Origin of the sequence: Comamonas fluminis, from assembly GCF_019186805.1 — a bacterium.
GTDB classification, from domain to species: domain Bacteria; phylum Pseudomonadota; class Gammaproteobacteria; order Burkholderiales; family Burkholderiaceae_C; genus Comamonas; species Comamonas fluminis.
This window is the reverse complement of record NZ_CP066783.1, coordinates 2,590,634-2,605,016: the sequence shown is the minus strand read 5'-3', so window position 1 is coordinate 2,605,016 and position 14,383 is coordinate 2,590,634. Positions and strand designations below refer to the sequence as shown.

At 62.7% G+C, this 14,383-nt stretch carries 18 protein-coding genes; 2 read left to right on the top strand and 16 right to left on the bottom strand.

Annotated features, from left to right (window positions below):
• Nucleotide 1: 1 nt before the first annotated feature.
• From JDW18_RS12270 to JDW18_RS12220, 11 genes are all read right to left on the bottom strand, one after another.
• Nucleotides 2-334: a cupin domain-containing protein gene (locus JDW18_RS12270; RefSeq protein WP_218239740.1), complete on the bottom strand. Its 333-nt coding sequence runs from the start codon at nt 332-334 to the stop codon at nt 2-4.
• A gap of 108 nt (nt 335-442) precedes the next feature.
• Nucleotides 443-685, bottom strand: a complete 243-nt coding sequence (locus tag JDW18_RS12265; protein ID WP_218239739.1) for a hypothetical protein — start codon at nt 683-685, stop codon at nt 443-445.
• A gap of 24 nt (nt 686-709) precedes the next feature.
• Nucleotides 710-997, bottom strand: a complete 288-nt coding sequence (locus JDW18_RS12260) for a GNAT family N-acetyltransferase (protein WP_218239738.1) — start codon at nt 995-997, stop codon at nt 710-712.
• A 42-nt stretch (nt 998-1,039) separates the two neighbouring features.
• On the bottom strand, nt 1,040-1,936 hold the full coding sequence (mmsB, locus tag JDW18_RS12255; RefSeq protein WP_218239737.1) for a 3-hydroxyisobutyrate dehydrogenase: 897 nt from the start codon (nt 1,934-1,936) through the stop codon (nt 1,040-1,042).
• Between the two features lie 83 nt (nt 1,937-2,019).
• Entirely contained in the window at nt 2,020-2,439 is a 420-nt protein-coding gene (locus JDW18_RS12250; protein ID WP_218239736.1) for a DUF488 domain-containing protein, read from the bottom strand.
• 16 nt (nt 2,440-2,455) lie between these two features.
• On the bottom strand, nt 2,456-2,896 hold the full coding sequence (locus tag JDW18_RS12245; RefSeq protein ID WP_218239735.1) for a TfoX/Sxy family protein: 441 nt from the start codon (nt 2,894-2,896) through the stop codon (nt 2,456-2,458).
• A 21-nt stretch (nt 2,897-2,917) separates the two neighbouring features.
• The gene (locus JDW18_RS12240) at nt 2,918-4,084 is read right to left on the bottom strand and encodes an acyl-CoA dehydrogenase family protein (protein ID WP_218239734.1); all 1,167 of its coding nucleotides are present in this window, start codon (nt 4,082-4,084) and stop codon (nt 2,918-2,920) included.
• Between the two features lie 88 nt (nt 4,085-4,172).
• The gene (locus JDW18_RS12235) at nt 4,173-4,526 is read right to left on the bottom strand and encodes a lysozyme inhibitor LprI family protein (RefSeq protein WP_425514733.1); all 354 of its coding nucleotides are present in this window, start codon (nt 4,524-4,526) and stop codon (nt 4,173-4,175) included.
• 125 nt (nt 4,527-4,651) lie between these two features.
• Nucleotides 4,652-5,437, bottom strand: coding sequence for a lysozyme inhibitor LprI family protein (locus tag JDW18_RS12230; protein ID WP_218239732.1), 786 nt, complete (start codon nt 5,435-5,437; stop codon nt 4,652-4,654).
• An 18-nt stretch (nt 5,438-5,455) separates the two neighbouring features.
• Nucleotides 5,456-6,979, bottom strand: a complete 1,524-nt coding sequence (locus tag JDW18_RS12225; RefSeq protein WP_218239731.1) for a CoA-acylating methylmalonate-semialdehyde dehydrogenase — start codon at nt 6,977-6,979, stop codon at nt 5,456-5,458.
• A gap of 112 nt (nt 6,980-7,091) precedes the next feature.
• Complete coding sequence (locus JDW18_RS12220; protein ID WP_218239730.1) at nt 7,092-8,327, bottom strand: MFS transporter; 1,236 nt, start codon at nt 8,325-8,327, stop codon at nt 7,092-7,094.
• Between the two features lie 97 nt (nt 8,328-8,424).
• Between JDW18_RS12220 and JDW18_RS12215 the strand changes: the two genes are divergently transcribed.
• Nucleotides 8,425-8,898, top strand: coding sequence for a winged helix-turn-helix transcriptional regulator (locus JDW18_RS12215; protein ID WP_218239729.1), 474 nt, complete (start codon nt 8,425-8,427; stop codon nt 8,896-8,898).
• Nucleotides 8,888-9,436 carry a P-loop NTPase family protein gene (locus JDW18_RS12210; protein ID WP_425514731.1) on the top strand — a complete coding sequence of 183 codons (549 nt, stop codon included), beginning with the start codon at nt 8,888-8,890 and terminating at the stop codon, nt 9,434-9,436. The genes JDW18_RS12215 and JDW18_RS12210 overlap by 11 nt, the downstream gene beginning before the upstream one ends.
• A gap of 9 nt (nt 9,437-9,445) precedes the next feature.
• Here JDW18_RS12210 and JDW18_RS12205 read toward each other — a convergent pair whose 3' ends face one another.
• The 5 genes from JDW18_RS12205 to JDW18_RS12185 form a co-directional block, all read right to left on the bottom strand.
• Nucleotides 9,446-10,132: a hypothetical protein gene (locus JDW18_RS12205; protein ID WP_218239728.1), complete on the bottom strand. Its 687-nt coding sequence runs from the start codon at nt 10,130-10,132 to the stop codon at nt 9,446-9,448.
• Between the two features lie 311 nt (nt 10,133-10,443).
• Complete coding sequence (locus JDW18_RS12200) at nt 10,444-11,409, bottom strand: Bug family tripartite tricarboxylate transporter substrate binding protein (RefSeq protein ID WP_425514802.1); 966 nt, start codon at nt 11,407-11,409, stop codon at nt 10,444-10,446.
• Between the two features lie 272 nt (nt 11,410-11,681).
• Nucleotides 11,682-12,329, bottom strand: coding sequence for a maleylacetoacetate isomerase (gene maiA / locus JDW18_RS12195; protein ID WP_218239727.1), 648 nt, complete (start codon nt 12,327-12,329; stop codon nt 11,682-11,684).
• An 18-nt stretch (nt 12,330-12,347) separates the two neighbouring features.
• Complete coding sequence (locus JDW18_RS12190) at nt 12,348-13,055, bottom strand: fumarylacetoacetate hydrolase family protein (protein WP_218239726.1); 708 nt, start codon at nt 13,053-13,055, stop codon at nt 12,348-12,350.
• A gap of 163 nt (nt 13,056-13,218) precedes the next feature.
• A complete protein-coding gene (locus JDW18_RS12185) occupies nt 13,219-14,346 on the bottom strand; it encodes a cupin domain-containing protein (protein ID WP_218239725.1) in 1,128 nt (375 codons plus the stop codon).
• Between the last annotated feature and the right edge of the window lie 37 nt (nt 14,347-14,383).

The following is a 14,383-nucleotide window of genomic DNA, read 5'->3' as shown; positions in this document are numbered from 1 at the left end:
ATCAGCTGTCACACAAAACGATGGTGACAATGGCCGAGGAATCCTCCAGCGCCCGCACCGCATGGGGCATGCCCCGCGGCAGGTGAATGAGCTGGTCGCGCTGCAGCTCGTGCAGGTTCTGGCCCAGCATCACTTCCAGACTGCCTTCCAGGCACTGCAGACTGACGCTGCCCGGCACCCGGTGCGGGGGCAGGGTCTGGCCCTTTCTGAGCACGATACGGATGACTTCCATATCTTCGGCCTTGAACAGCACCGCAGAGCGCGCGCCCGTGAGTCTGGCGCCAAACGGCGCTACATCCAGCGGCTGAGCGGGCATGGAGAGAACATGGTCCATGGCGACACCTCTTGCACAAGCGACAACGCACCATTGTCCCGCGCCTGCGGTGCAAGTTCAATCACAGTTTGATGACAATCGCGGCGGAATGCGCGGCGTTGTGCCGTATCAGGCCTTGTAGCCCGTGTTCATGATCCACAGCTCCAGTACCAGAACCGTTACCGCCAGCACCATGGGCAGGGCATAGAGCACTTGCATGACCGTGCTGACGGGCTCGGGTGCCTGCAGCACCGCACGCTTGAAGCCGACCCAGCCCAGATAGAAAGCCAGAGGTGGCATGACAAAAATAGGTAGCACCAGCCACAGCAGCGGCAAGGAGAGCAGAGACAGCAGAACCGAGGCCAGAATCATGCGGGCAAGAATGCGTTAGCGGCTTTAAACCAGCACGTCACGAATGCTGGCGTCCTTGGCAAACTGTGCTTTGGCAAAGGGGCACAGCGGCAGCACCTTGGTGCCGGTGTTGCGCGCCCAGGCCACCAGCGCATCCAGCAACTGGCGGCCCACGCCTTCACCGCGCAGCGATTCATCGACATCCGTGTGGTCGATGATGATCATGGTGGCATTGGTGCGGCTGTAAGTCATCTCGGCTACGCGCTGGCCATTCTTGTCAATATGAAACACGCCCTTGGACTGGGCTTCTTCGTGCTGAACAGGGTATTGCATGGCGCGGCCTTGAGGTGACTTACGAAAGCACTGTAGCGGAGTTCAGGCAGGCTTTTGCAGCATCTTGATAACGCTGGAAAAGTCCTCCGGCCCATGGCCTGCCAGGCTGTGCGCGGCGTAGATCTGGCGGGCCATGCCGCCCAGCGGCGTGCTGGCCTTGACGGTCATGGCGCTTTCCTGGGCCAGGCCCAGGTCTTTGAGCATCAGATCGGTGCCAAAGCCGCCGGTATAGCCGCGTGTGGCGGCGCTGGATTCCTGCACGCCGGGGAAGGGGTTGTATACCTCCAGCGCCCAGTTGCCGCCCGAGCTGCGGCGCATGATTTCGCTGAGCACCTTGGGGTCCAGACCGTTGGCCACGCCCAGCGCAATGGCTTCGCTGGTGCCAATCATCAAAATGCCCAGCAGCATGTTGTTGCAGATCTTGGCCGTCTGGCCTGCGCCCACATCACCGGCGTGGAAGATGTTCTTGCCCATTTTCTCCAGCAGCGGGCGGGCGCGTTCCAGATCGGCATTCGAGCCGCCCACCATGAATGTCAGCGTGCCTGCAATCGCGCCGCCCGTACCACCTGACACCGGCGCATCAATAAAGCCCATGCCAGCAGCGACGGCCGCCTGCGCCACCTTCTGGCTGGTGGCGGCGGCGATGGTGGAGCTGTCGATGATGAGCGCACCCTTGGTGATGCTGCTGAGCAGACCTGGCTCTCCATCCTTGCCCAGATACAGCGCCTGCACATGCTGGCTGGCTGGCAGCATGGAAATCACCACTTCAGCGCCCTGAACGGCCTCGCTGGCGCTGGCGGCGGTGTGGCCGCCTTCGGCTTTGACACGGGCCAGCGCATCGGCGCTGAGGTCAAACGCCTTGACGCTGTGGCCCGCCTTGACGAGGTTGATGGCCATGGGGGCGCCCATATTGCCGAGGCCGATGAATGCGATTTGCATGTTTTTGTCTCCTGTGGTTTATCTGATTTGATAGCTGCTTGTGCTTATCAATACTGCGCTAGAGGCGGATTTGATGAATGTTTTCAGGCGGTGATATCAGCGCCGCGCTCCTGCAGCAGGCCGCGCAAGATGCTGCGGTGGCAGCGCGACTCTTCATCGCAGTAACAGCCGATGGAAAACGCACCGCTGTGCGACAGGGCAGCCAGCAAGTCCAGCGTGCGGGCGGCGGGAGCTTCGGCCAGTTGCTTGCGAAACTGCTTTTCAAACGTCTTCCACTGCTTGCTGCCTTCGGCACTGTCGCCAGACTCCAGCAGCTTGGCCGCAGCCTGTGCGGCCTGCATCAGCTCTGGCTCAGGCGAGAGCTCGGGCAGCCAGGTGTCGTAGTAATTGCGGCTGGCAAACTCGGCCTTGGGCACGCCGCGTGGCGGGCGGCGCACGGTGCCGATGCGGCTGCCTTCGCCCGGTGCGCGGGGCGTTCCCAGCTGAACAATGCGTAGGGACATGGTGGCGGTTCTCCTGTCAGATATCGCTCTCGAAGACACTGTGGCGTTTGCGGGCGGGTGCTTTGGGGGCCTGCGCAGCGGGTGGGCTTTGGCTTTTACGTTTGGGTGTGGCCTTGGCCAGCGGGTTAAAGGCCAGCGCCTGGGCAATCCATTGCTGCCAGGCCTCGCGGCTCGCATACGCGGTGGGGCCGACGAGGAAATAGCCCTGCATCAGCCCCTTGCTGGACAGAGGGCGCAGCCCCGGCATCTCGGCCACGGCATCGTGCGTATCCGGTGGCAGGCGCACCAGCAACTCGTCGTTTTCTACGCCCAGGCACATCTTGCCGTTGACCATGAACACAAGGCAGCCAAACATGGCCTTCTCCTCCACCTCGGCACCGGGCGCATGCGCCGCCAGCGCCTCGCGCACGGCGTCAATGAGCTGCAGGGTTTCGGGGGCGATGGGCTTGGCTGGCATGGGATCCGTTTTCAGGCAGTTTCAGCGAATGGCCTCACAAGCATCGCCATCCAGCATGCGCCGCGCAATGATGACGCGCATGATTTCGTTGGTGCCTTCCAGGATCTGGTGCACACGGGCGTCGCGCACCAGGCGCTCCAGCGGAAAGTCATTCAGGTATCCGTAGCCGCCGTGAATCTGCAGCGCCTCGTTGCAGACATTGAAGCCCGCATCGGTCGCAAAGCGTTTGGCCATGGCGCAGTAGGTCGATGCATCGCGGGCGCCCGCATCTAATTTGCTAGCAGCCAGTCTCACCATCTGGCGGGCTGCGACCAGCTCGGTCGCCATATCGGCCAGCTTGAACTGCAGGGCCTGAAAGCTGGCGATGGGTTTGCCGAACTGCTTGCGCTCTTGCATATAGCTCTGCGCCTGGGTGAGGGCGCCTTGTGCGGCGCCAACTGAGCAGGTGGCGATATTGATGCGCCCGCCGTCCAGCCCCTTCATGGCGATCTTGAAGCCTTCGCCTTCGCGGCCCAGCAGGTGGTTGGCGGGGATGCGCACATTGTCGAAATTGATGACGCGCGTGGGCTGGCTGTTCCAGCCCATTTTTTCTTCTTTTTTGCCGTAGCTGATGCCCTGGGTATTTGCGGGCACGGCAAAGGCGCTGATGCCCGACGCGCCAGAGCTGGCATCACTCGTGCGGGCCATCAGCACCAGCACATCGGTGCTGCCTGCGCCGCTGATAAAGGCTTTGCTGCCGTTGATGACATATTCGTTGCCCACCAGCTCGGCGCGGGTTTTGAGCGATGCGGCATCTGAGCCTGCGCCGGGTTCGGTCAAGGCATAGCTGGCCAGCTTCTGGCCGCTGGTGAGCTGCTCGCCCCATTGCTCACGCACGGCGTCGGTGGCCCAGGTGCCCAACATCCAGGTCGCCATATTGTGGATGGTGATAAAGGCGGTGGTGGATGGATCGACGGCAGCGAGTTCCTCGAACACCAGCGTGGCATCAAGGCGTGGCAGGGCCAGGCCACCCGCGTTTTCGGGCGCGTACAGGCCGCAGAAACCCAGCTCACCGGCCTTGGCAATGGCATCGCGGGGGAAGTGGGCTTCGCGGTCCCACTGCGCGGCATGGGGGGCCAGTTCTGCCTGCGCAAACTGGCGGGCGGTGTCGGCAAATGCGCGCTGATCTTCGCTGAGTTCAAAGTCCATCTCATGTCTCCTTTTTTGTTCTATTTGCCTTCCAGCCCTTGATGTTCAAGCGCTGTCAGCTATCAAATTCGATGTTTTTGCCACCGGTTCAATCTGGTGCTCCCTGGTGCAGCCAGCGTTTGAGAACACTGTCACGGGCCTTGATCTGCTGGATCAGGCATTGGTGATAGCGGCTGGGCCAGTCGGCCTGCGCTTCAAAGGCTTTGCTGCTTTGCTTGCACTGGGTGATGCGCTGGCGGCTCCATTCGCTTTGCTCTTTGCGCAGGGCCGGGCGCTCATGGGCGGACAGGGAGCGCATCACATCGCCGTACAGAATCTGGTGGTCGCTATCGGCCTGCTGAAAATCCTTGATGGCGCAGGCATTGGTCTGGGCGGTGTTGCCGCCGGGCACGCAGTCGGCACCTGCCTGGGCCTGGGCGCTGGCGCTGCTCGCTAAAACCATAGCGGCCAGCGCATATCTGCCAAGGAAAATAGCTTGTTTTTGTTGAAATTTCTGAATGCATGAAATCATGCGTCCATCATCGCAGTTGCGGGCGTGAAACTGGCGAAGACGGGCTGGTCTGGCGCTCATGGCTCCCTCTTTGACTGGTTTTTTGTCTGGTTCTTTGTCTGGTTTTGTTTGGCAAGAGGGTTCCAGACCTCGCGAAAGACTTTGACCCGCTCCATGGCCATGACAAAGTGGCAGACGGCCTGGTCTGCCGGTTCATGCGCGCCTGCAATGCGCTGGCAGGCGGCTTCACGATCTTCCTCCCAACTGCTTTGCTCGGCGTAGAGCTTCTGGGCCTGCAATTCGGGCAGGCGCAGCAGCAAAGAGCGGTAGATGCCATTCATGCCGTTTTCAATGACAGCTTGTCGCTTTTGCAGACATTGCGGGCTCATTGCCTGTTCTTTGGGGCAGTTCATGTCTGTGGGTGCGGGCGGTAGCTCGCTGGCCTCCAGCAGGCTTTGCAGCAGCTTGGTGCGCTGCAGTGCCATCTTGCTGCGGCACAGCATGGCGTAGGCCAGTGCGTTGCTGTCAGAGGCGGGGCGGTCCGTAGGTGTGCAATCTGTGTCGCGGCGCTGCTCCCAGTCGTCTTGCTGGGTTTGCAGGGATTCGCGCAGCTCGGTTGGCAGTTTTTCGTGCAGTTGGCGCAGGCTGTCTTGCAGCGCAATGTCGATAAAGCCAGTTTTCTCGCGCAGGCACTCCAGCGTGCGCGGCCAATCCTCCCCGGGCTCGCATACCGAACTCGCGGGCGGCACAGGGGCAGGCTGCGCCCAGGCAGCGCTGGTCACCACGCACAGCAGCACCGCACCCAGCCCCTTGTTCAAAATCCGCAAAGGTTTTGAAAGGGTGATGGGTGGGTGCAGTGGCATGTGCAGGGCCCGCCGGGCTTACTTCAGGCTGATGGTGGTGTTCACGCCCTGGCTGGTGGTCGAGTCATCGAACCAGCGTGCGGTCACCGTCTTGGTCTGGGTGTAGAACAGTACGACCTGCTTGCCGTAGGGGCCCAGATCGCCCAGCTTGGAGGCGCGGCTGCCGGTGAAGGAGAACAGGGGCACGGGCACGGGAATTGGCACGTTGATGCCGACCTGGCCCACGTCGATGTCTTCCTGGAACTTGCGCGCAGCCGCGCCGCTCTGGGTGAAGATGGCGGTGCCGTTGCCGTTGGGATTGGCGTTGATCAGCTCAATCGCTTCTTCCAGCGTATCGGCGCCCATCAGGGCCAGCACGGGGCCGAAGACTTCCTGCTCATAAATGCTCATGCCGGGCTTGACGCCGCTGAAGATGGTGGGGGCGACAAAGTTGCCCTTGTCGTAACCGGCCACGGTGGGCTTGCGGCCATCGAGCTCCAGCACCGCGCCTTCGGCAATGCCGCGCTCAATCAGGCCTTCCACGCGTGCCAGCGCTGCGCAGCTGACCAGCGGGCCGACATCCGTGCCCGCTTCGGTGCCGCCAGAAACCTTGAGGGTCTTGGACTTGGCCACCAGCTCGGGAATCCACTTCTGTGCATCGCCCACCAGCACGGCCACCGACACGGCCATGCAGCGCTGACCGGCTGCGCCAAAGGCTGCACCCAGCAGGGCGTTGAGCGACTGCTCCTTGTTGGCGTCGGGCATGACGATGGCGTGGTTCTTGGCCCCCATCATGCATTGCACGCGCTTGCCAGCCAGCGAGGCGCGGTTGTACACATGGGTGCCCACCTTGGTAGAGCCCACAAAGCTGATGGCCTTGATATCGGGGTGGTCGCAAATCGCGTTGACCACGTCTTCGCCGCCGTGAATCACGTTCAGCACGCCGGGGGGCACGCCCGCTTCCAGGGCCAGCTCGCACAGGCGCATGGTGACGATGGGGTCTTGCTCCGAAGGCTTGAGCACAAAGGTATTGCCCGTGGCAATGGCCATGGGGAACATCCACAGCGGAATCATCGCGGGGAAGTTGAACGGGGTGATGCCTGCGCAAACGCCCAGCGGCTGCATGATGGAATAGGTATCGACGCCGTTGGCCACGTTGTTGGCCAGCTCACCCAGCTGCAGCGAGCCGATATTGGCCGCGTGCTCCACCACTTCCAGGCCGCGGAAGACGTCGCCTTCGGCGTCCGGCAGGGTCTTGCCTTGCTCGGCCGTCAGCAGGGCGGCCAGCTCTTTCATGTTTTCACGAATCAGCTGCTGCAGCTTCAGAAAGATGCGGGCGCGTGCGCCGATGGGGGTCTTCTTCCAGGTCTTGAACGCTTGCTTGGCGTTGGCCACAGCGGCGTTGACTTCATCGGGCGTGGCAAACGGCACACGGGCCAGCACTTCCTGCGTGGCAGGGTTGACCACATCGCGCCATTGCGTGGTTTTGGATTCGACCATCTGCCCATTGATGAGCAGCTTGACCGTGGGCGCCAGAACCTTGGCGGAAGTGGGTGCGTTCATGAAGAGTCTCCGGTGGTGGTGAATTTGGTCCTCATGGTATGTGTGCGGTTTTGCGCAGGCAATAGAGTTTGTTGCACATAGGGTGTGCAAATGTGCACGGATGGGGCGTTTGTTACCCCCTGGTACAAGAGACCGCTGGCGCAGAGCGCCGCGTGCCCCACCACAACAGCAAGGCCAGCAGGCTGACCACCGCACCCAGCAGGCACACGCCTTGCCACCCTTCATGGGCGTAGGCCATGGTGCTGGCAATCGCCCCCAGGCCGCTGCCTGCGGCATAGAACAACATGTAAAGACCAATCAGGCGGCTGCTGGCTTCGGGGCGGGAGCGCAGGATCATGCTCTGGTTGGTGACATGCAGGGCCTGGCCGCCCAGGTCGAGTAGCACAATGCCCAGCATCAAGGCCCATAAAGAGCTGTGCAGCAGCGACAGCGGCCCCCAAGCCAGCAGCAACAAAAGCAGTGCCGCGCCACTGGTGCGCTGGGCGTAGCCGCGATCGGCCCATTGCCCGGCCCGTGCAGCCATCAGCGCACCCATTGCACCCACCAGCCCGAAGGCGCCAATGGCGGTGCGAGAGAGATGAAATGGCGCTGCGCTGAGCGGCAGCACCAAGGCGCTCCAGAAGATGTTGAAGGCCGCAAACATCAGCAGTGCCAGCAGGCCGCGTATTTGCAGCAGGCGTTCCTGGCGCAGCAGTGTGAACATGGAGGCAATCAGGTCGCGGTAACGCAGCCCGCTGGCTGCGGCAGGCGAGGGGGGCAGCGCCGGTAAGTGCTTCCATAACAATAGCGCCATGCACAGCATCAGCATGGCCGAACACTGATAAACACCGCGCCAGCCTGCCAGGTCGCTCACTGCCCCGGCAAAGACCCGCGCCAGCAGCAGGCCCACAAAGACACCGCTTTGCGCCGCACCCACGACGCGGCCCTGCTCCTGGGGCGCTGCGGCGCTGGCGGCATAGGCAATCAACCCCTGCGTCATGGCCGTGCCCAGCAGGCCCACCAGCAGCATGCTTACCAGCAGGGCAGAAGGCGCAGTTGCCGCCGACACCAGCAGCAGTGCGGCGACCAGTGCCAGCAGTTGCAGCAGCATCAAACGCCGCCGATTCATCAAGTCCCCTAGTGGTACCAGCAAGAGCAGGGCCAGCGCGCAGCCGGTTTGTGTGGCGGTGACCACGCCCCCCACGGCGGCCAGCGCAATGCCGAAATCGCTGGCCAGTGCCTCCAGCAGGGGCTGGGCGTAATAGACATTGGCCACGCTCAGGCCGCTGGCAATGGCAAACAGCAATACCAGACTCAAGGGCAGTTTGTGCGCGGTGGAGCTTGACGTGGAGTGTGCGGGGTCTGGCATGGCTTGCCTTTTTGGTTTCAAAACAAAACTAGATGGATGCTAATTAATTCAGTTTTGAAATGCAACTAGAATGCATGGAAAGCCTTCAAGGAACGCCATGTCCACCTCTGCGCCTGATTCCGAAACCGTGAGTGGGCAGCCTTGCCCTGTGGCCCGCTCGGTCGATCTGATCGGGGACCGCTGGTCGCTGCTGATCGTGCGCGATGCTTTTGACGGCATGCGCCGCTTCAGCGACTTTCAGCGCAGCCTGGGGGTGGCGCGCAACATCCTCTCGGATCGGCTCAAAAAGCTGGTTGATGCGGGAATTCTCCAAACCGAAGCCGCCGCCAAAGGCTCGGCCTATCAGGCCTATGTGCTCACGCCGCGTGGCGAAAGCCTGTTTCCCGTGGTGCTGGCCTTGCGCCAGTGGGGGGAAGGGAATTTGTTTGCGCCGGGCGAGGCGCATTCGCTGCTGCTGGACCAGGCCAGCGGCCAGCCCGTGCCGCTTTTGCGTGTGCTGGATGCGCAGGGCCAGGAGCTACGGCCCGATCAAACGCGGGTGCGCAAACTGGATGGGGTCGATGAAGCCTGAGCTGGCAGAGATGCGCGTGGTGGTGGTGGGCACCAGCGGCGCTGGCAAAACCACGTTTGCGAACGCTCTGGTCGCAGCCATGAATTTGCAGCATACCGAGCTGGATCAGCTGCACTGGGGGCCAGGCTGGACGCCTGCGCCTACCGAGCAGTTTGTTCGTGCCACGGCGCAGGCGGCAGCGGGCCAGCGCTGGGTCATGGATGGGAACTACAGCGTGGTGCGCGATCAGCTATGGCCACGCGCCACGCATATTGTGTGGCTCAACTATGGACGCGGGACGGTGTTTTCACGCGTGCTATGGCGCACCATTCGCAGCGTGGCGCTGCGCACGCCACTGTTTCATGGCAACCGCGAGAGCTGGCGCAGCGCATTCTTTTCCAAGGACTCCATCCTGCTGTGGTCCTGGAAGACCTTTACCAAGAACCAGCGCCGATACCGCGAACTGCGCGCCAGCGGTCAGTTTGCGCAGGCGCAGTGGCTGGAGTTTCACACGCCGCAGCAGGCTGAGCAGTGGCTGGCGTCGCTGCGGCAGAGGTGATTGGGCCGCTTAAAACTGGCGGAACATTGCGTCCACCACTTCGCGCGCAAAGTCATTGCGCCAGGCCAGATCCTTGTCCTGGGGCACGGTGCTCAGCGGAAACACGCCTTCGTATTGGTAGCTGGCCGGGCCTGCATAGGCTTGCTGCAGCGATTCCAGCTCGGCCACCGTCTTGGCCGCGCCCTGCTTGGCGCGGGCCATGCGCTGAATGCTATGGGCCCAGGTTTCAGGCGTCTTGACCAGCAAGCACTGGAACTGCACCTGGGTGTTGAGCACGCCATGCGCGCCAGTCTCGGCTTCGCTGGCAGTCAGCGCCTTGCATTCGGACTTCTGACGGGCCTGTTGCACGGCCAGCATCAGCTTTTCGATGGGTTCTTTCAGACTGCTGCGCTGGGCTTCGGGGAACAGCGGCAGGGCCATCGCAGTGACTTCGGCGGGGAATTCCTGATCGGCTTTTTTCAGCGCCGCGAAATCAGCATAGTCGGCGCTGCGGCCCGAGCGCAGGCGGTCCGGGCGCAGATAGCTGTTGAGGTCGGCAACGGCTTTTTCCTCGTGGTTGACCAGAGTGCGCAGATAGAGGTCGGCGGCAGTGACGGCGGCAGTGACGGCGGAAGATGGCTCTGGCTCTACAGCCTGAGAGAGTGCTGCAGTGGAAAAAATGGCGAGGGCTGCGACCCGCTTGAGGGAGAAATGCATGCTTGTCATGAAAAAGAGAAACCCGCAGCGCATGAACTCATGACGTGACGGGGCTGATGCAGCGGCTATGTGGCGAAAGCCTTTGCCGGATCAGAAACATGGCTAGGCCGCGCAGAGGCTTCAAAAATTCAGGGCTTTCTGAAACATCTGGCGAAAATGTAACGCAAGGTGCGCGTGCCACTGCGCTGCGGCTGGTGAAGCTGCGGGAACCCCGCGCAATGGATGCTGTGCCCGGTGGAATATAAAAAGCCCTGCGCAGCAGGGCTGGCAGGGCCTGATTTCACTATGAAATCAATAGCTATCAGCGCTTGTCAGTCCAGGCTGATATGCGCTTTTTCAATCAAGAGCTTGTACTGCTCGGACTTCTTTTTGGCAAACTGCTGCATCTCGGGCACGGTCCAGGTGATGGGCTGGAAGGCGAAGGTGGAGAACTTTTCCTTGACCTGCGGGTCCTGCAGCACGGCCACGACATCGCTTCGGATCTTGTCGCGGGTGGCGGCATCCAGCCCCTTGGGCGAGAGCAGGGAGACAAAGGAGTTCACATCCAGCTCGGCGGGGCCACCGGCTTCGGCCACGGTGGGCACATCGGGCATCTGCGGAATGCGTTTGGGCGCGGCCACGGCGATGTAGCGGATCTTGCCGCTTTTGTAGATGCCCTGGCTGGAGGGCAGGCTGCCAAAGCTCCATGCGGGGTCGCCGTTGGCCACCGAGGTAAAGAGCTGGCTGACCTCGCGGTAGGGCACGTGGGTCATCTTGCTGCCGGTCAGGTAGTCCAGCCACTCACCGCCCAGATGGCCGGGGCTGCCCACGCCCCATGAACCGTAGCTGACCTTGCCGGGTTCGGCCTTGGCAGACTTGATGAGGTCAGCCATGTTCTTCCACGGCGAGCCGGTGGGCACGGCCACAAAGAACGGTGTCAGAAACAGCGGGGCCACGGGGTCGAAGTGGTCCAGCGTGTTGAAGTTTTTGTTCTTGTAGAGATAGGGCAGGGCCGAGACATGTTCGCTGTCCAGCTGCAGCAGGGTATAGCCGTCGGGCTTGGCGCGGCGTGCGTATTCGATGGCGACAAAGCCGCCGCCGCCGGGGCGGTTGTCCACGGTCACGCTCTGCTTCCAGCGTGTGGCCAGTTTTTCGCCCACGATGCGCAGCACGGCGTCGGGGCCGCTGCCCACGGCAAAGGCCGTGACCACGGTAACGGGCCGCGTGGGGTAGCTGGCTGCCGTGCTGCTTTGGGCCATGGCGGTGCCGCCCAGGGCCAGCAGCACGCCTGCAGCCATGAGCTTGCGCCTTGCAGTTTTGATAGCTGCTGGCGCTGGTTGAATATGGGCTGGGTGCGTGTTTTGCTGGTTTTTCACAGTTTGTCTCCTCGTTGAAAATCGTTGGGACGGCAGGCATGCCAGCGAACGCAGAGGTCTGCGGGCCGGCATGTCTGCCTTTGGGTCCTTACCCTGGCTTCCGCTTCTTTTAAATGAGCGGTTAGCGCTTGTAGATAAAGGACTTGAGCCTGTTTAGGCTCAAGTCCTGCGCAAGTTTTTGTCGATTTTTTAGCTTACTTCTGCGGTGCATCAGGCTGGGCCAGCGGCGCAGCCTGGGCAAAGGCTGGCAGCGCGGCGCAGGCCGCATCGACGGCGCTGATCAGCGGCCAGCGGGCAAGGTCCACGCCAAAGCGGCGCGCGCTCTCTACCTGGGGAATCAGGTAGACGTCAGCCAGGCCTGGTGTGTTGCCAAAGCAGAAGGCGCCGCGTGTCTTGTCCTGGGCCAGCAGTGCCTCGATGGCGTCAAAGCCAGCGGTGATCCAGGTGGCGCACCAGGCGTTGACAGCGTTCTCATCGGCGCCGAACTGCTGGCGCAGGGCCTGCAGAATGCGGCGGTTGTTGATGGGGTGCACGTCGCAGCCCACAATGGCCGCCAGGGCGCGCACATGGGCGCGGGCCTCGGACTCTGCGGGTAGCAGGGCGGGGCTGGGGTAGCGCTCTTCCAGCCATTCGATGATGGCGGGTGACTGGATCAGTGTCTCGCCGCTGTCCAGCGTCAGGGCGGGTACCAAGCCTTGCGGGTTCACGCTTTTGAACGCGGCCTCGGCCTGTTCATCCACACGCAGATCGACGGGGATGTAGTCGGGGCTCAGGCCCTTGAGGTTGAGCGCAATGCGCAGGCGGTGGGAGGTGCCGCTGCGGAAAAAGCTGTAGAGCTTCATGACTGCGTCTTTCTGTGTTTACTCGGGCTGGCCCACGGTCAGGCTGATCTCGCCCACACCTTCCACGCGGCCGGTGATCTGGTCACCAGGCAGCACGGCGCCCACGCCTTCGGGGGTGCCGGTATAGATCAGGTCGCCGGGCTGCAGGTGGTAGAACAGGGACAGGTCGGCAATGATTTCGCGGATGTTCCAGATCAGCTTGTCCACATTGGATTGCTGCTTGACTTCGCCGTTGACGGACAGCGCGATCTCGCCAGACTCGATCACCTTGCCGGGCATGGGTACGACTTCGGTGGCGACGGAGGATTGCTCCACGTCCTTGCCCAGATCCCAGGGGCGGCCCTTGTCGCGGGCGACCAGTTGCAGGTCACGGCGGGTCATGTCCAGGCCGCAGGCGTAGCCGTAGATGTATTCATGGGCCTGCTCGGCAGGGATGCGGAAGCCGGCCTTGCCAATGGCCACAACCAGCTCCATCTCGAAGTGGTAGTTCTTGGTTTCGGGTGGGTAGGCCACGGTGGCGCCGGATTCCGTCAGCGTCTGGGGGGCCTTGGTGAAATAGAAGGGGCGCTCCACACTCTTGTCCACGGGACGGCCCATTTCCACGGCGTGGGCGTGATAGTTGCGGCCCACAAAGAACAGACGGTTGATGGGCAGGCGCTGCTCGCTGCCGCGCACGGGCAGAGATTGAACGGGGGCGGGAGTCCAGAGGTAGTTGGCTTGGGTCATGGTGTGGTTCCTTATAGATATCGGTATGGGGTGCTGCTGGGGAAAAGTGGCGTGTGTGCCGAGCAAGACAGCCAGCAAGGGCCTGGGCGGCCCCGCCGCCCCGCAGCAGGGGCTGCCCCAGCAAAGGCTGTCGTCCCCCTTCCAGGGGAAGGCGCGGAGCGCCTCAGGGGGTTTCTGCTCTATACGCGTGAACAGCCTCAAAGATCGGCGTGTCTGCAAAGCGGAACATGTCCAGTTGCGGCTGGTCGGCATCGCACTGTGCGGTGAAAGGCTGCCAGGACGGCACGACGAACATGTCGCCGCGGCGCACGTGCCACTGCTTGTCGCCCACGGTGACCGTGCCTTCACCGTCAAAGACCTGAAACACGGCGGAGCCAACCTCGCGCTTGGGCTGGGTGCTGGCACCGCAGGTCACGCGGTGCATTTCGCAGCGAATGGTGGGCAGCACATCGCGGCCATTGGTGGGGTTGCTGTAGCGCACGGCGGCGTGGCCGGGGCTGACCGTGGCGGCATAGCCTTCGGCTTCCAGCGCCAGTTGCTCGCTCAAGGCACGGTCGGTATCTACCCAGCGATAGGCCAGCAGCGGGGTGACCGGGCTTTCCTGCACATGGGCGACGGGGCGCAGGCCGGGGTGGGCCCACAGCCGCTCCGAGCGTGAAAACTCGGGGGTGATGCGCTCATGGGCATCAAGGTTCAGTCGCCCATGCTCGAAGAATTGAGACTCGGTGTAGTAGGCAAACGGAATGTCCAGCCCGTCAATCCAGGCCATGGGCTGGCTGGCGGCATTGTGGTGGGCATGCCAGTTCCAGCCGCCCTGGGGCAGAAAGTCGCCGCGCGACATGCGGATGGAGTCGCCGTTGACCACGGTCCACACGCCTTCACCCTCCACCACAAAGCGGAACGCATGCTGGGTGTGGCGATGCTCGGGCGCATCCTCGCCGGGCATCAGGTACTGGATGGCGGCCCACAGCGTGGGCGTGGCAAATGGGCGCCCGCCCAGCGCCGGGTTGGCCAGCGCAATGGCACGCCGCTCGCCGCCGCGGCCCACGGGCACGATGCGGCCCGCTTCATCGGCCAGCTTGAGCAGATGGTCCCAGCGCCAGAGGTGGGCAGCAGCCTGGCTTTTGGGATGGGCGGGCATCAGGCCGCTGATTTCCGTCCACAGCGGCACCAGCATTTCCTGCTCGAAGCCGCGGTAAAGCTGCTCCAGCGCAGGCGTGGGCTCAGGCTGGCCGGGCGCCGCCCTGGCCGTGAGCTTGACGGGGGAGGGGATTGCTTGTTCTATCGTCATGTGTGTTGCCAATGCTTTTTTTGCGCGGTGCTGCGAT

What these genes read in the sequence shown, in the direction of transcription:
- JDW18_RS12270 (WP_218239740.1), bottom strand. Translation starts at nt 334, where the DNA reads ATGGACCATGTTCTCTCCATGCCCGCTCAGCCGCTGGATGTAGCGCCG.
- JDW18_RS12265 (WP_218239739.1), bottom strand. Translation starts at nt 685, where the DNA reads ATGATTCTGGCCTCGGTTCTGCTGTCTCTGCTCTCCTTGCCGCTGCTG.
- JDW18_RS12260 (WP_218239738.1), bottom strand. Translation starts at nt 997, where the DNA reads ATGCAATACCCTGTTCAGCACGAAGAAGCCCAGTCCAAGGGCGTGTTT.
- mmsB (WP_218239737.1), bottom strand. Translation starts at nt 1,936, where the DNA reads ATGCAAATCGCATTCATCGGCCTCGGCAATATGGGCGCCCCCATGGCC.
- JDW18_RS12250 (WP_218239736.1), bottom strand. Translation starts at nt 2,439, where the DNA reads ATGTCCCTACGCATTGTTCAGCTGGGAACGCCCCGCGCACCGGGCGAA.
- JDW18_RS12245 (WP_218239735.1), bottom strand. Translation starts at nt 2,896, where the DNA reads ATGCCAGCCAAGCCCATCGCCCCCGAAACCCTGCAGCTCATTGACGCC.
- JDW18_RS12240 (WP_218239734.1), bottom strand. Translation starts at nt 4,084, where the DNA reads ATGGACTTTGAACTCAGCGAAGATCAGCGCGCATTTGCCGACACCGCC.
- JDW18_RS12235 (WP_425514733.1), bottom strand. Translation starts at nt 4,526, where the DNA reads ATGGTTTTAGCGAGCAGCGCCAGCGCCCAGGCCCAGGCAGGTGCCGAC.
- JDW18_RS12230 (WP_218239732.1), bottom strand. Translation starts at nt 5,437, where the DNA reads ATGCCACTGCACCCACCCATCACCCTTTCAAAACCTTTGCGGATTTTG.
- JDW18_RS12225 (WP_218239731.1), bottom strand. Translation starts at nt 6,979, where the DNA reads ATGAACGCACCCACTTCCGCCAAGGTTCTGGCGCCCACGGTCAAGCTG.
- JDW18_RS12220 (WP_218239730.1), bottom strand. Translation starts at nt 8,327, where the DNA reads ATGCCAGACCCCGCACACTCCACGTCAAGCTCCACCGCGCACAAACTG.
- JDW18_RS12215 (WP_218239729.1), top strand. Translation starts at nt 8,425, where the DNA reads ATGTCCACCTCTGCGCCTGATTCCGAAACCGTGAGTGGGCAGCCTTGC.
- JDW18_RS12210 (WP_425514731.1), top strand. Translation starts at nt 8,888, where the DNA reads ATGAAGCCTGAGCTGGCAGAGATGCGCGTGGTGGTGGTGGGCACCAGC.
- JDW18_RS12205 (WP_218239728.1), bottom strand. Translation starts at nt 10,132, where the DNA reads ATGCATTTCTCCCTCAAGCGGGTCGCAGCCCTCGCCATTTTTTCCACT.
- JDW18_RS12200 (WP_425514802.1), bottom strand. Translation starts at nt 11,409, where the DNA reads ATGGCTGCAGGCGTGCTGCTGGCCCTGGGCGGCACCGCCATGGCCCAA.
- maiA (WP_218239727.1), bottom strand. Translation starts at nt 12,329, where the DNA reads ATGAAGCTCTACAGCTTTTTCCGCAGCGGCACCTCCCACCGCCTGCGC.
- JDW18_RS12190 (WP_218239726.1), bottom strand. Translation starts at nt 13,055, where the DNA reads ATGACCCAAGCCAACTACCTCTGGACTCCCGCCCCCGTTCAATCTCTG.
- JDW18_RS12185 (WP_218239725.1), bottom strand. Translation starts at nt 14,346, where the DNA reads ATGACGATAGAACAAGCAATCCCCTCCCCCGTCAAGCTCACGGCCAGG.